The organism is Thioalkalivibrio sp. AKL19, assembly GCF_000420165.1.
In the GTDB taxonomy this organism is placed as follows: Bacteria; Pseudomonadota; Gammaproteobacteria; order Ectothiorhodospirales; family Ectothiorhodospiraceae; genus Thioalkalivibrio.
In genome coordinates, this window is the sequence record NZ_ATUK01000010.1 from 267,339 (window position 1) to 282,228 (window position 14,890).

12 protein-coding genes are annotated in these 14,890 nt (G+C 68.3%); 2 read left to right on the plus strand and 10 right to left on the minus strand.

What is annotated here, in order from left to right; translation table 11 throughout:
• Window positions 1-12: 12 nt before the first annotated feature.
• From F817_RS0103165 to F817_RS0103205, 9 genes are all read right to left on the minus strand, one after another.
• Window positions 13-1,122 carry an efflux RND transporter periplasmic adaptor subunit gene (locus F817_RS0103165; RefSeq protein WP_024326284.1) on the minus strand — a complete coding sequence of 370 codons (1,110 nt, stop codon included), beginning with the start codon at window positions 1,120-1,122 and terminating at the stop codon, window positions 13-15.
• A 61-nt stretch (window positions 1,123-1,183) separates the two neighbouring features.
• Window positions 1,184-1,945, minus strand: a complete 762-nt coding sequence (locus F817_RS0103170; RefSeq protein ID WP_369774197.1) for a TetR/AcrR family transcriptional regulator — start codon at window positions 1,943-1,945, stop codon at window positions 1,184-1,186.
• 100 nt (window positions 1,946-2,045) lie between these two features.
• Window positions 2,046-2,720, minus strand: coding sequence for a type 1 glutamine amidotransferase domain-containing protein (locus F817_RS0103175; protein WP_024326286.1), 675 nt, complete (start codon window positions 2,718-2,720; stop codon window positions 2,046-2,048).
• 173 nt (window positions 2,721-2,893) lie between these two features.
• Window positions 2,894-3,901, minus strand: a complete 1,008-nt coding sequence (locus F817_RS0103180) for an NAD-dependent epimerase (protein WP_024326287.1) — start codon at window positions 3,899-3,901, stop codon at window positions 2,894-2,896.
• Window positions 3,902-3,905: 4 nt separating this feature from the next.
• Window positions 3,906-4,163: a cell division topological specificity factor MinE gene (gene minE, locus F817_RS0103185; protein WP_024326288.1), complete on the minus strand. Its 258-nt coding sequence runs from the start codon at window positions 4,161-4,163 to the stop codon at window positions 3,906-3,908.
• 2 nt (window positions 4,164-4,165) lie between these two features.
• Window positions 4,166-4,975, minus strand: a complete 810-nt coding sequence (gene minD, locus F817_RS0103190; RefSeq protein WP_024326289.1) for a septum site-determining protein MinD — start codon at window positions 4,973-4,975, stop codon at window positions 4,166-4,168.
• A gap of 103 nt (window positions 4,976-5,078) precedes the next feature.
• The gene (gene minC / locus F817_RS0103195) at window positions 5,079-5,801 is read right to left on the minus strand and encodes a septum site-determining protein MinC (RefSeq protein WP_024326290.1); all 723 of its coding nucleotides are present in this window, start codon (window positions 5,799-5,801) and stop codon (window positions 5,079-5,081) included.
• 186 nt (window positions 5,802-5,987) lie between these two features.
• Window positions 5,988-6,761: a DUF1295 domain-containing protein gene (locus F817_RS0103200; protein ID WP_024326291.1), complete on the minus strand. Its 774-nt coding sequence runs from the start codon at window positions 6,759-6,761 to the stop codon at window positions 5,988-5,990.
• Window positions 6,762-6,764: 3 nt separating this feature from the next.
• Window positions 6,765-7,802 (minus strand): cyclopropane-fatty-acyl-phospholipid synthase family protein, encoded by a 1,038-nt coding sequence (locus F817_RS0103205; RefSeq protein WP_024326292.1) that lies wholly within the window; start codon window positions 7,800-7,802, stop codon window positions 6,765-6,767.
• Between the two features lie 334 nt (window positions 7,803-8,136).
• Between F817_RS0103205 and F817_RS0103210 the strand changes: the two genes are divergently transcribed.
• The gene (locus F817_RS0103210) at window positions 8,137-10,248 is read left to right on the plus strand and encodes a DUF1631 family protein (protein ID WP_024326293.1); all 2,112 of its coding nucleotides are present in this window, start codon (window positions 8,137-8,139) and stop codon (window positions 10,246-10,248) included.
• A gap of 98 nt (window positions 10,249-10,346) precedes the next feature.
• The gene (locus F817_RS0103215; RefSeq protein WP_024326294.1) at window positions 10,347-10,880 is read left to right on the plus strand and encodes a lipocalin family protein; all 534 of its coding nucleotides are present in this window, start codon (window positions 10,347-10,349) and stop codon (window positions 10,878-10,880) included.
• A gap of 307 nt (window positions 10,881-11,187) precedes the next feature.
• Here F817_RS0103215 and F817_RS0103220 read toward each other — a convergent pair whose 3' ends face one another.
• Window positions 11,188-14,859 (minus strand): hydantoinase B/oxoprolinase family protein, encoded by a 3,672-nt coding sequence (locus tag F817_RS0103220; protein WP_029681019.1) that lies wholly within the window; start codon window positions 14,857-14,859, stop codon window positions 11,188-11,190.
• Window positions 14,860-14,890: the final 31 nt, after the last annotated feature.

Here is a 14,890-nt window from a genome sequence, read left to right on the forward strand (position 1 = left end):
GCCCGCCCCCGCTCAGCGATTGGCCGGGCGCGGGTCACGCTCGGCGTCGGGCTGGGCGTCCTCGGTAATCTCCACCGGGGTATCGTTCTGCAGCTTCAGCAGGCCGCTGGCGGCGATACGCTCGCCCGGCTCGAGCCCATCCAGGACGCGGACCAGGTCACCGCGGCGCTCGCCGGTCTCGACCAGGCGCTGCTCCACCCGCAACTGGCCCTCGTCATCCTCCTGGATCACGAAAACCGACTGCCCCCAGGGGGCGAAGCGGATCGCGGTCTGAGGGGCCACCAGGGCCTCCTCGGCATCCCCGCGATCCAGGGTCACACGGGCGAACTGCCCGGAGCGCAGGCGACCCTGCTCGTTCGCAAGCACGGCCTGTACGCGGAACATGCGCGAGGCCGCACGCACCCGCGGTTCGATGGCGGTCACCTCGCCGCTGAACGCCTCGTCGAAGGCATCCACCTGCACGCTGACTTCCTGGCCCAGGGCGATCTCGCCCAGCCGGCGTTCCGGCAGGGTGAAGTTCACGTACAACGGCTGCAGGGCCTCCAGCACGACGATGGGCTCGCCCGGGCCGACGAACTGCCCAACGCTCACCTCGCGAATCCCCAGCTCCCCGGCAAACGGCGCACGCAGGCTTTTCTGTCGAATGCGGGCCTCCTGGGCCTTCACCGAGGCCGAGGCCTGTTCGGCCTCCGCCACCCGGCGCTGGAACTCGGAATCGGAGATATCATTGCGCTCGATCAGCCCCCGCGCCCGCCGCAGCTCGCGCTGGGCCAGGCGCTCGGCGGCGCGCAGATTCTCCAGCTCGGCCTGGTCGAGGGTGGTGTCCAGGTCGACCAGGGGGTCCCCGGCCTCGACCCGGGCGCCATTCTCGAAATGGATGGCCTGCACGATGCCCTGCGCCTCGAAGCTCAGGGTCGCGCCCTGCACCGCCTCCAGGCTGCCGATGGCGCGTACGCGGGGCGTCCAGGTGTCGGTGGCGACCTCGGCGGCATTGATCGTCACCACCGGCTCCGGCATGTCCTCGAAGTACTCCGCGATCTGCTGGTCGACGAAGGCCTTGAAGCCGAAGATACCGCCAAGCACGACGGCTACTGCCACCAGCATCAGGATGAATCGCTTCATCAATATCTCCCGGGGCCAACGGGGCCCTTGCCCGCCGGCGAATAGCGTTGAGAGGGGCGGTCTACCCCGCCGCGGATTCTTCTCGATCGGCAGCCGCGTCGCCGATCCCGGCCTCCCGCAGCACGGCGCGCACACGCTCGGTCTCCGCGCGCACCACCGAGGGCTCGTCCGGGTCCAGGCGCGGCTCCCAGCGCCAGCCGGTCATCAGCGCATGGAAGTGCCGGATCAGGTGGTCATAGGGTCGATGGATGTCGTAGGCATCCAGCAGGCCCTGCGCATTGGCCAGGCTCTGCATCCCCACGTTCAGGGCCCAGGGTCCCAGCCCCATTTCCTCCTCGGAGATCTCGCACGCCGGCGGCAGGTCGCCCTGCTTGCGCGCCTCGGCCACCACTGCGTGCACGGCCTCGCTGATCGGCTGTCCGGCCTCCAGCAGGGCCGCGCGGCGCGGCGCCGAGACATTCGCCCAGACCACCTCGGTCACGAGGTACTGGGTCAGGCGGTAGTAGTCCGGATTGTGTGCGGCGAAATCGATATCGGTCAGCACGATCGCCAGCATCCGCGAGCGTGTACCAAGGTCGAGCGCCGGAATGGCCCGGAACCGTGCCGCCCGCTCGCGCGTGGTGCGCGCCGCCACCGCCGCCAGCAGGTCCTCGCGGGACGCGAAGTGCTGGTACAGCGTGCCCGTCGCGTACTCGCAGTCCGCCGCCAGCTTCGACATCTGCAGGCCCAGCAGGCCGTCCTCGCGGATGCGCTCGTGCGCCCGTTCGATGAACAGCGCCTCGCGCGCCTCGCGCTCGCGCTTCCTGCGATCCTCGGTGCTCATGAGCGCCATCCTATCGAACCTGTACCGATTTTTGAACCCGATTCATATTTCGGCACAGGAGGACCGGGGCCTCATCCACCCCGGCCCGGTTCCGGGGAGCTCAGCCCGTCTCGCGCAAAAGCCGCACGATGGCGTCGGCAACGCTCTTGCTGGACTGCGGGTTCTGGCCGGTCACCAGCTTGCCGTCAACCACCACGTGATCGGCCCAGTCATCGGCGGTATCCACCTCGCCGCCCAGCTCCTGCAGCTTGTCCTGCAGCAGGAACGGCATTGCACTGTCCAGCTGCACGGCCTTTTCCTCGCTGTTGGTGAAGGCCGCGACCTTGCGCCCCTTCACTGCGGAGCTGCCGTCCGCCAGCATCGCGCCCACCAGGCAAGCGGGCCCGTGGCAGACCGCCCCCATGACCTTGTCGTTTTCCATGAACTCCGCGACCAGGCGCTGAACGTGCGGGTTTTCCGGCAGATCGAACATGGTCCCGTGCCCGCCGGGGAAGAAGATCGCGGCGTAGGACCCGTGGTTCATGTCCGCATCCAGGCGGATGGTGTCGTCCAGGGCCTCCTGCGCGGCAACGGCTGCGGGCCCCGCATGGCTGGCCTCCAGGCTCTTCGGGTCCAGCGGAACCGGCCCGCCCTTCGGGCTGGCGACCTTGACCTCGAAACCGGCCTTGCGAAAGCGATCATACGGCTCCGCGAACTCGTCGAACCACACGCCGGTGGCCTGACCGGGGCCGATCTCGCCGTGACTGGTCACCACCATCAGAACTGTCTGGCTCATCCCGATACCTCCGTATGCATCCGTGTCTCCGGTGGACTCGCGGGCCCGCCACAGGTTCCGGGCCCCGGCCCGATTCACGCACGGGTACCGGAACCGGCCCGGGCCGATGGTCAGGGGCGGGACGGGTCAACGAAGGGCACACGGACCCGGCGACAGCTGCCGCCGGGCCGGAATCAGGCGCGGTAGTAGTCGCGATACCACTCGACGAAGCGGGCGATGCCGTCTTCCACGCGGGTGGCGGGGGCATAGCCCACGTCCTGGCGCAGGGCCTCGACGTCGGCATAGGTGTCCGGCACGTCGCCCGGCTGCAGCGGCAGGAGATTCTTCTCGGCCTTCTTGCCGAGGCAGTCCTCGAGCACCTCGATGTAGCGCATCAGTTCCACCGGCTCCTGGTTGCCGATGTTGTACAGGCGGTAGGGGGCTGCGCTGGTGGCCGAGTCTGGCTCGGCCCCGCTCCAGTCGGGGTTGCGCGGGGCCACGTGATCCAGGGTGCGGATCACGCCCTCGACGATGTCGTCGATGTAGGTGAAGTCGCGCCGGTGGTGACCGTAGTTGAAGACGTCGATCGGCTCGCCCGCGAGGATCTTTCGGGTGAACATGAACAGCGCCATGTCCGGGCGGCCCCAGGGGCCGTAAACAGTGAAGAAGCGCAGCCCGGTCACCGGCAGGTCATAGAGGTGGCTGTAGGTATGCGCCATCAGCTCGTTGGCCTTCTTGCTGGCGGCGTACAGGCTCAGCGGGTGATCGACGTTGTCGTGCACCGAGAACGGCATGGTGGTGTTGGCGCCGTAGACGGAACTGGAGCTGGCAAAGACCAGGTGCTCGACACCGTTGTGGCGGCAGCCCTCCAGGATATTGCCGAAACCGACCAGGTTGGTATCGACATAGGCCGCCGGGTTCTCCAGCGAGTAGCGCACCCCGGCCTGGGCGGCCAGGTTCACCACCCGCTGCGGGCGGTGCTCGCGGAACACCCGCTCCATCGCGGCGCGATCGGCGATGTCCTCGCGCACCTCGGTGTAGTTCGGGTGGTCCTGGGTGCGCGCCAGGCGCGCCTCCTTCAGCGAGACGTCGTAGTAGTCGTTCAGGTTGTCGACACCGATCACCTCGTCGCCACGCTCCAGCAGGCGCAGGCTCAGGGTGCTGCCAATAAAGCCGGCCGAGCCGGTCACAAGCACTTTCATCGCTCTAGTCCTTGTCGTCCGGCAGGGTGATGTTCAGCTCGAGGACCTCGCAGTCCCCCTCGCGATCCACGTTCATCTGCACCGCCTCGTCGTCCACCTGGACGTATTTGCGGATCACCTGCAGCAGTTCCTGCTGCATCGCCGGGAGATAGTCGGGCCCGGAGCGCGCCGCGCGCTCGCGCGCCACGATGATCTGCAGACGCTCCTTGGCGACGCTGGCACTCTTCTGCCGCGGCTGACGGAAGTAATCGAAAATCCCCATGATCAACCCTTGAACAGGCGCCCGAAGAAGCCCTTCTTCGGTACGTCCACAAAGCGCAGCGGGCGCTCCTCGCCCAGAAAGCGGTCCACCGCGTCCTGGTAGGCCTGCCCGGCATCGGATTCCTCGTCCAGCACCACCGGCTGACCGGCGTTGGAGGCATTGAGCACCGCCTGGGATTCCGGGATCACGCCCAGGAGCTCGATGGCCAGGATCTCCCCGACGTCCTCGATGCTGAGCATCTCCCCGCGTTCGGCGCGCTCGGCGGAGTAGCGCGTCAGCAGCAGCTTGCCCTCGATCGGCTCGCCGCCCTGCTCCACCTTGCGCGTCTTGCTCGCGAGGATGCCGAGGATACGATCGGAGTCGCGCACCGAGGAGACCTCGGGGTTGGTCACCACGATCGCCTCGTCGGCAAAGTACGCGGCCATCAGTGCGCCACGCTCGATCCCCGCCGGGCTGTCGCAGACGATGAAGTCGAAATCCTCGGACAGCTCGTTCAGCACGCGCTCCACGCCATCCTGGGTCAGGGCGTCCTTGTCGCGCGTCTGGGACGCCGGAAGGATGTACAGGTTGTCCACCCGCTTGTCGCGAATCAGTGCCTGCTTCAGGTTCGCATCGCCGTTGATCACGTTGACGAAGTCGTACACCACGCGCCGCTCGCAGCCCATGATCAGGTCGAGGTTGCGCAGACCCACGTCAAAGTCGATCACGGCGGTCCGGTGACCGCGCAGGGCCAGGCCAGTGGCAATCGCGGCCGAGGTGGTGGTCTTGCCCACCCCGCCCTTGCCCGAGGTAATCACTACGATACGTGCCATGTTGGCTGCAGCTCCTTGTCGTCTTGCCGGTACCCGGCGGCGCCGGGGACAGGCGGACGGGTTCCTGTCATGTCGTGATCGGGCGCCCCACACGGGCGGCCAATCAGATCTCCGCGATCTTGAGGCTTTCGCCGTCCAGTGTCACCAGCCGATTCTCGCCGCGTTCGGCTTCCGTGATGTCCTCGGCGATCCGGTAATGCCCGGCGATGGACAACAGCTCGGCGTCCAGGCGCCGACAGAAGATACGCGCCGTCACCAGGCCACGCACCCCGGCCAGCGCACGCCCACGTAACGGGCCGAGAACATGTATATGCCCGTCCGCCAGCAGCTCCGCCCCTGGCGAGACCGCCCCGGTCACGATCAGGTCGCCGCCACGGGCATAGATCTGCTGCCCGGAACGCACCGGCTGGTCGACGATGCGAGTCGAACTGTGTACAGCGGCCACTGCGGTCGGGGGGTTGTCCTCGGCCGGCTGGTCGGGCTTGCCGGCCACCGGGGGCTCGTCCTCCAGCGGCACCTCGCCGGTGGGCGCGCCGCCACGCCCACCCAGCTGCAGCACCGGCAGGACATCGAACAGTTCGGCAAAGCTCTGCAGGCGCTGGGCGGCGGCGCCCGCCTGCAGGCCGATCAACTTGAAGCCCTCGGCGCGCACGCGCTCGATGGTCGCTTGCAGATCCGACTCCGGGCTCTCGGCGACCGCCTCCAGGTCGAGCACGATGGGCATGTCGCGCATCAGGTCCGGGGCCTGCTCGCGACGCGCCGCCAGCTCCTGGGCCAGGAGCTGCGGATCGGTCTGATACACACGCAGCACCGAGACCAGCATCATGCGCCCTTTCAGTTCAATGGCCTGGACGGAACTCGGGGTCGCACTCATCGGGTCGGCTGGCTCGCTGGCGGTGACGGACGTCAAAAGGAACGGCGCCCGGAATCCGGGGCGCCGTGCTGGATGTGCGCTTTATAGCGCGGAGGGGGAAAGCGCGGCAAGGGAGCGAGGCCTCGCGCGCCCGATTCTTCAGTCGCGTGGCGGGCCCGGAATCAGCGTGTTGGTGCGCCGTACGTAGTCCGCGTACCCCGGACGGGACACCTGCAGGCGTCTTTCCAGCAACGTGACACCGGACACACGCAGGATCAGCAGGATCATCAGCACCGCCGAAGGCACGGCCCACCAAGCGCCCGCGGCCAGGGCCAGCAGGGCAAACCCGATCCAGACCACGATCTCCCCGAAGTAGTTGGGGTGGCGGCTGTAGCGCCACAGGCCGCGGTCCATCACCTGCCCGCGACTCGCGGGATCGGCGCGGAACCGCGCCATCTGCGCATCGGCCACGGCCTCGAGGAACAAGCCGCCCGCCCAGGCCACAATCCCGGCGGCGGCCAGCGGCCACCACAAGCCCTCGGCCTGTATCACCGCCAGCATGGGCAGGCCGATCACCGCCACCAGCCCCCCCTGCAGCCAGAAGATCGTCACCAGGCTGCGCGCGGCGAAGGCGCCGGCGCTGCGCCCGGCGCGCATGTCGGTATAGCGTCCGTCCTCGCCGTGGCCCCAGTTGCGCCAGCTGATGAAGGCCGACAGGCGCAGCCCCCACAGCAGGACCGGGATCACGATCCAGAGCGCCTGCGGTGGCCAGCCGGACAGCCCCCACCAGACCAGCGTGACCAGCACGAACCCGAGCCCCCAGTAGCGATCCACCAGGCTCGCATCGCGGCGGACGACACTCGCCGCCCAGACCCCCGTCATCAGCACCAGGAGCGCAGCCAGTCCGGCCAGAAACAGTTCCCCGCCGGCCACGCGCTAGGCCTCCGGACGCCGGAACAGGATGTGCGACACGAACCACTCGTTCCCGCCGCGATAATCGAACAATTCGGCGCAGGCCATGTAGAACATGCGCCAGCGCTGGAACCACAGCGCGGCATCCTGCGCGCCGTAGGTCTGTTCGAACAATGGCATCAGCTCGTCCCGCGCGGCGTCCTGGCGCGCCAGCCAGGCGTTCAGGGTGCGCGCGTAGTGGTGGCCGTTCACCCGCCACTGGCGCACCACGCGCAGATCCTCCTGAAAATGCCGCGCCAGATCATCCGATGGCATCAACCCGTCGCGGAAGAAGTACTGCCCCATCCAGTCGTGTTTGCCCTCGCTCTCGAAGAAGTAGGCGAACTCGCGATGGGCGAAGACATGCATGAACAACTGCCCGCCTGGACGCAACCAGGTCGCCACGCGCCGCAGCAGCTCGGGCCAGTTACGCATGTGCTCGAACATCTCCACCGAGACCACCCGATCGAATCCGGTCTGGTCCGGCGCAAAGGTGTTCATGTCCGCGGTCATGATCGTCAGGTTCTCCAGCCCGCGCGCATCCCGCCGGGCCTCGATCGAGGCCCGCTGGGTCGCCGAGTTGGACACCGAGACGATGCGCGACCGCGGGTACTGCTCCGCCATCCACAGCGACAGCGAACCCCAGCCACAGCCCAGCTCCAGCACCTGCTGCCCGTTCTCGAGGCCCGCCCGTTCGCAGGTCAGCTGCAGCATGGCCGCCTCCGCCCCGCGCAGGTCATCCACGCCCTCCGGCCACCAGGCGCAGGAGTATTTCAGCCACGGCCCGAGGCAACGCTCGAAATATTCGGTCGGCACCTCGTAGTGCTGCTCGTTCGCGACCTCGGTGGATAGCGCCACGGGCGCGGCGCGCATCGCCTCGATCAACGCATAGCGCCGCTCCATCGCCTCCTCGGCCGGGGCCCCGCTCTCGCGCAACCGCTCCGCCAGCAGCCGCCGGATCCCGGCCCGCACCAGCGGATCCGGCAGCCGTCCCTGTTCCGCCCACTCGATCATCCGCTGCATCTGTCCGCCTCTGTTGCAATGGTCAGGGAGACGCGGCCCCGTACCTACGTTGCGCTCGCGGCGGGGTGCCTGTTGCCCGGCCCCGCTTGCGTCGCGCCGCGTAACAGTCACCCCCGGAACCATTGACCGCATTGACTGCGACGTCGCCCGACGCCCCGAGTCCTGCAACCGAAAAAGCGATCAACCCCACCCTGCGAGTGAACCCGCGTCAACCTCGTTGACCCGGGGCCCGGCGCGCGGTTCCCCGTCAGGCCCGGGAAAGGTCGTGAAGGGCTGACACCTTTGGTGGCCAGGGTGCTAGATTGGCAACCCTGACCTCAGCTGCTGAACCGACATGGCGCAACCCCAACGGATCCCGGCCCGCACCCTGCACCGTATCTGGGCACCTTTCTTCAATGCGGTCCAGGAGCGGCACGACGCCTTCCTGAACGACCTGGACGACCGCCTGATGGAGGCGTCCGAACGGGCCATCGATTCGCAGCGGGCGGCGCAGAACTTCGCCCTGTCGCGACAGGTTCGACTGGGGAGTGCAACGATCCGGCAGCACTTCCGCGAGCGCCTGTATGCAGCCTTGATCTCCGGGGACGAAACCGAGGGAACTGGCGACCTTGCCGGTGCCGGCCTGGAACTGTCCCTGATGGATGACGCCGACACCGAGCGCGAAGTCGCCCTGCGCAAGCTCGTCAACAGCGCGCGCTCCAGCCTGTCCGAGGAGATCGACGCGCTGGAGACCGTCACCCGTGACTATGAACTGGCCACACCGCCCGAAGCCGCGCCCTGGCACCCCCATGCACTGGGCGAGGCGTTCCTCGAGGCGGTCGAGGCCGTCCCGCTGCCCGCCGACGAATGCCTGTTGCTCCTGCACTGGTTCGATCGTGACATGCTCCGGGAAATGCAGCCCGAAATGCAGGCGCTGCTCCAGGGCTTCCGCGAGGCTGGCTTCACGGTTCCCGAAGTGCGCCAGCCAGCACACAACAGGCCCGCAACCCGCGGCGATGCCACCCCGGGACAAACAGCCCCCACCAACGCCCCGCCGGGGGCTGATTCGCCCGGGACCGGCGCCCCTTCGGGCCACTGGGGCCAGTTCGGGTATCAGGTTCCGGCCGCCGGCCAGGTAACGACCGCAACCGCACAGGTGCCCGCCGGCAGCCCGGTCGAGGCCATCACGACCGTGTTGAACACATCCCCGGCCAGCACGCTGGAACCGTTCATCATGGATCTGCTGCAGGGCCTGTTCGACCTGATCCTGAAGCGGGACGACCTCAACCCGGCCCTGCGCGAACCGCTTTCCGATCTGCAGCTGCCGCTGGTACGTATCGCCATGCGCGAGACCCACTTCTTCCGTGATCGCACACACCCGGCACGCCAGATGACCGGCCTGCTGCTGAACATCGCGTTGCGCATCGACCCCGACCTGCCCCTGGACGAGGCCCGAAAACTGCCGCTCACCCGCCTGGTCTTCGAGAACGTGGAGCGCGTGCGCAACGGTGGGCTCAGCGACAGCGCGGCCTTTGACGAGGCCCTGAACCGACTGCGCAACGAACTCGCGACGGCCGAGGACCAGATCGCCCACCAGGCCGCGAGCGAGCAGGCCGATGCGCAGCAGGAAGAACGCACGCTGGAGATCCGTTACAGCGTCGAAACCACGGTGGAGCGCACCGTGATCTCCATGGGCCAGGACATCCCCGACGAGGCCCGCGAGCAGCTGATGGATGCCTGGGTACCCCTGATGACGGCCCAGAAGACCGCTGACGCCGAGGCTTCGGCGGCCGGCGATACGCCCCCGGACCCGGCGACCCCGGACAACGATGGCATGGCTCTGCTGCACGAACTGCTGGCGCTGATGCAGAAGGAGCCGGACTTCCAGTCCTCCGCCCCGCTCCTGGCCCGCATCCGCGCCTTCCTCGATCGCGCCCCGCTGTCGAAGGAGGACCGCGCCCGCATCAAGCAGGACCTGGTCAGCGCCCACCTGGTCGCCGCCGGGAAACGCCGTTCCGCCGCCGCCGATCGGCAGTCGTCAGCCGAACAGGCGCCGACTGGGCCAACCGGCGAGTCTGGCACCAGCGAAGAACGGTCCGAGCCGGCGCGCAAGCGAGCCAGCGCCCGCCCGGGTTCCATCTTCGGCAGTTCACCGCGCCATGTGGATGACGATCCGTCCCTGATGCGCGACCACGACGACGAGCATGTCGAGCATGCCGACAACCTGATCTCCGGCACCTGGATCCAGTTCACCTCCCCCGCCGGCACCAAGGTCACGCGTATGAAGCTGGTGTGGCGCGGCAGTCACGCCGGACGCTTGCTGTTCACCGATGCCGCCGGGCGCGCCAAGCGCCAGCACAGCATTCAGGGTCTCGCCCACGAATTCCGCAGCGGGCGCGCCCAGATCATTCCGGAAGAATCGCTGTTCGATCACCTGATGGACCAGCGCCTCGGCCAGACCGCCTGAGTCCAACCCTGGCCCGGTTCGGCACGCGACCTGCCACCCCAGCCGGACCTTTTCCGCCGCGACGCGGTCCATCTCTCGAACCCCTTTGGGATGCATCGATGACACGCACACTGGCGGCCCTGTTCGCGGGCCTGGTACTGGGAATCCTGATGACCGGATGCAGCAGCCCGCAGAAGATGCCGACCGTGGACCACGTCGACCTCGATCGCTACATGGGCGACTGGTACGTGATCGCGAACATCCCCACCTTCCTCGAGCGCGATGCCTACAACGCGCTGGAGCAGTACGCGCTGAACGACGACGGCACCATCGCCACCACCTTCTCGTTCAACAAGGGCAGCTTTGACGGGCCGCGCCGCGAGTACAACCCCACGGGCTTCGTACAGAGCGAGGACAACGCCGAATGGGGCATGCGCTTCCTGTGGCCGTTCAAGGCCGAGTTCCTGATCGTCTACCTCGACGAGGCCTACAGCCAGACGGTGATCGGCCGCAGCAAGCGCGACTACGTCTGGATCATGGCGCGGGAGCCGGAGATGCCCGAGGACGACTACCAGGCCATCCTCGCCTACCTCGACGAACTCGGCTACGACACCGACGAGATCCAGCGTGTACCCCAGCGCTGGGACGACTGACGTCCCCTTGGGAAACACTGATCAATGCACACGCTCGCGCTCGAGTCGCTTTTGCGTACGAACAAGGCGCGGCGACCGCCGTGCAGTCATTCTGCACAAGGGAGCCGCAACGCCGTGCGCGCGCCCGTTTTTGATCAACAACGGGCGGCCGAGCCCCTCAGGGGTTGGCATCCCAGGTTCCCCGATCCGGCGTTGCGCCGCTTGCGGGTAGAACCACTACCCGCTGCACGACGCGTCTTGTCTCGGAAAACCTGGGGTGCCAACGCGAGCGCGTACATTGATCAGTGTTTCCCTTGCTGCGGCGGGCCTAATCCCTGACGCGCCCGTAGCCGCCGCCACCCGGAGTCCGGATCTCCACCGCATCCCCCGGCGCCACCGACTGGCGATCACAGCCTCCCATCGGCTCGCGCGTGCCATCCGCGCGCAGGATGGCATCCTCGCCCAGCGCCCCCGGCTCGCCATCCGCCAGCCCGAATGGAGGAACGCGGCGGCGATTGGCCAGTAGCACTACCTCCATCGCCGCATCAAAACCCAACCGCCGGATCACGCCGTCACCCCCCCGGCGCTGCCCCCGGCCGCCGGAGCCCCGGCGATAGCCGAACTGCTCCACCCGAACCGGGAAACGACTCTCCAGCACCTCCGGGTCGGTCAGGCGCGAATTGGTCATGTGCGTCTGTACGGCGCTGGCCCCGTCATAGCCGGGTCCGGCCCCGGCGCCACCGGCGATGGTCTCGTAGTACTGCCGCTCGGCATCGCCGAAGGTCAGGTTGTTCATCGTGCCCTGGGCCGCGGCCTGCACCCCGAGGGCGCCGAACAGCGCGTCGGTCACGACCTGCGAGGTCTCGACGTTGCCCGCCACCACGGCAGCGGGTGGGGACGGGTTCAGCAGGCACCCCTCCGGGATCGCCAGGTCCACCGGCGCCAGGCAGCCATCGTTCAGGGGAATCTCGTCCTCCAGTAGCGTGCGCAGCACGTACAGCACCGCCGCACGGACGATGGAGCCCGGGGCGTTGAAGTTGTCCTCGCGGGCGGGCGAGGTCCCCGCGAAATCAATCCGCAGGCGGCGCGCTCCCGGATCGGGGTTCACGGCCACCTGGATTTCGGCACCATTGTCCAGCGCATAGCGGAACGTACCGCCCCCCAGTCCCACGATCAGCCGCTGGACCGCCTCGGTGGCATTGTCCTGCACATGCTGCATGTAGGCCGTCACCGTGGCCGCCCCGTACTCGTCCAGCAGCCGGCCCAGCTCCTCCAGCCCCTTGCGATTGGCCGCCACCTGGGCCTCCAGGTCCGCCAGGTTCTGATCCGGGTTGCGCGCCGGCCAGTCACCCGAGCCCAGGAGCGTGCGGATGCGCGCCGTGGCAAATTGCCCGTCGCGCACCAGCCGGGTCGGAGCGATCAACACGCCCTCTTCCTCCAGCCGCCGCGAGAAGGCGGGCATGGAACCCGGCGTGATACCGCCGACATCCGCATGGTGCCCGCGCGAGGCCACGAAGAATGCCGGGGCGGCAACCCCGGCCTCCGGGTCCTCGGTCACCACACCGCCGGGCGCCACGAACACCGGCGTGACCACCGTGATGTCCGGCAGGTGGGTGCCGCCGTTGTAGGGATCGTTCAGTACCCAGGCGTCCCCCGGGCGCAGATCATCGCCGGCGGCCGCGACCACCGCACGCACGCTGGCGCCCATCGAGCCCAGGTGCACCGGCATGTGGGGAGCATTGGCGACCAGGTTGCCGTGGGCATCGAACAGCGCGCAGGAGAAATCCAGGCGCTCCTTGATGTTCACCGAATGGGCGGTATTGCGCAGGGTGAACCCCATCTGGTCGGCGATCGCCATGAAGCGATTATTGAACACCTCCAGCAGGACCGGATCGCGCGGAATCGCGTCCACATCGGTGGTCGCAGGCATCACCCGCCGCCCGGCCCCCGTCTCGCGCTCCAGGCGCAGCGTGTCCTCGTGCTCGATCCGGCCGCGCCAGCCCGGCTCCAGCACCAGCGTGGCGGTAGCCTCGATCACCAGTGCCGGCCCTGCCAGCGTCATCCCGGGGCTCAGGGCCTCGCGCCGGTACAGGGGTACGTCGCGCATCTCGCCCGCCACGACCATCGCGACCGTATCCGCCTCCGGTGCGGGACGCTCGACCATCGTTTCCGGTACCCGATCCGGCGGAAACTCGGTACCGGTCGCGATGGCCTCGGCCGCCGCGACCGCCACCACCAGCTCGCGATCCGGCGGGGCGAAGCCGTAGCGCCCGCGATAGACTGCAGCGAAGGCCTCCATCAGAGCATCGAAGGGTCCGGCCGGAACCTCCAGCGCGGTATCGGAACCGGCGAGCCGCAGATGCAGCCGGCGCTCGATGCGCATGGCCCCGCGCTCTACCCCTTGTTCCGCCAGGGCCTCAGCGGCGGCCTCGGCCTGATCCTCCAGCGCGGCGTCGATCGCCACGGCATGTTCGTCGTCCAGTGGCCATTCCAGGCTCCGCTCGCGCAGAGCTCGCAGTTCCCCCAGCCCCATCCCGTAGGCGGACAGCACGCCTCCCAGCGGATGGAACAGGATGTGGCGCATGCCCAATTGCTCCGCGACCCGGCAAGCATGCTGCCCACCCGCCCCGCCAAAGCAGACCAGGGCATAGCGCGACACGTCATGGCCCCGCTGCACCGAGATGGTCTTGATCGCCTGGGCCATGTGCTCGACTGCGATCTGCAGCAGCCCCTCGGCCAGCGCCTCCGGTGTCACCTCCTCGGCCGTCATCGACATGATCTGAACGGCCAGCTCATCAAACTGCTTCCGGACCGGCTCCGGGTCCAGCGGCCGGTCGCGACCGGGACCGAACACGGCCGGGAAATACTCCGGTCGCAAGCGCCCCAGCAGCACATTGCAGTCAGTCACCGTCAATGGCCCGCCCTGGCCGTAGCAGGCCGGGCCGGGTTGCGCGCCGGCAGACTCCGGCCCGACCCGCAGGCGGATCCCGTCGAAGCGGCAGACCGACCCACCGCCAGCGGCCACGGTATGGATATCCAGCATCGGCACGCGCAGGCGTGCGCCGGCCACCTCGCTCTCCTGGCGGCGTTCCAGTTCCCCGGCCAGATGCGCGACATCGGTGGAGGTCCCGCCCATGTCGAAGGTGATCAGACGCTCGAACCCCAGGGGCGTGGCGGTCTTCAGCGCGCCGACGATGCCGCCGGCTGGCCCGGACAGGATCGCGTCACGGCCCCGAAAATGCGCCGCGTCCACCAGCCCGCCATGCGACTGCATGAAACGCAGCGGCACATCCCCGAGTTCGCCGGCCACCTGATCGACATAGCGGCGCAGCACGGGCGACAGGTAGGCATCCACCACCGTGGTCTCGCCGCGCGGCACCAGCTTGATCAGCGGGCTGGTCGCGTGGCTGGTCGCCACCTCGGCAAAGCCCATCTCGCGGGCGAGTCCGGCGATCGCCTGTTCATGCGCGGGATAGCGATAGCCGTGCACGCAGACCACGGCCACCGCCCGTATCCCGTCCTCGAGGGCCGCCTGCAGACGCGGCCGCAGTGCCTCGAGATCCACCGCCTGGAGGACCTCGCCGGCCGCGCTCACCCGTTCGCACACCGGTTCCACGCGGGCGTACACCGGCGGCGGCAAACGGATGGCCCGCGCGAACAGGTCCGGCCGGGCCTGATGCCCGATCGCCAGTGCATCCTCCAGTCCCTCGGTGATCACCAGCAAAGTCGGCTCGCCCTTGCGCTCCAGCAGCGCGTTGGTCGCCACCGTGGTGCCCATGCGGACCTCGCGGATCACCCCGTCCGGGATCGGTTCCTCGGCGACGAGGCCCAGCAGGTCGCGGATCCCCTGCACCGCGGCATCGGCATAGGCCCGCGGGTTCTCGGACAGCAACTTGCGGGTGTGCAGTCGACCGCCCGGGTCGCAGGCCACCAGGTCGGTAAAGGTACCGCCCCGGTCCACCCAGAATTGCCACTGGTTGTCGTGTCCGGCTTGAGTCATGTCTGCCGCTCTGTTCAGATCGCTTGAACCC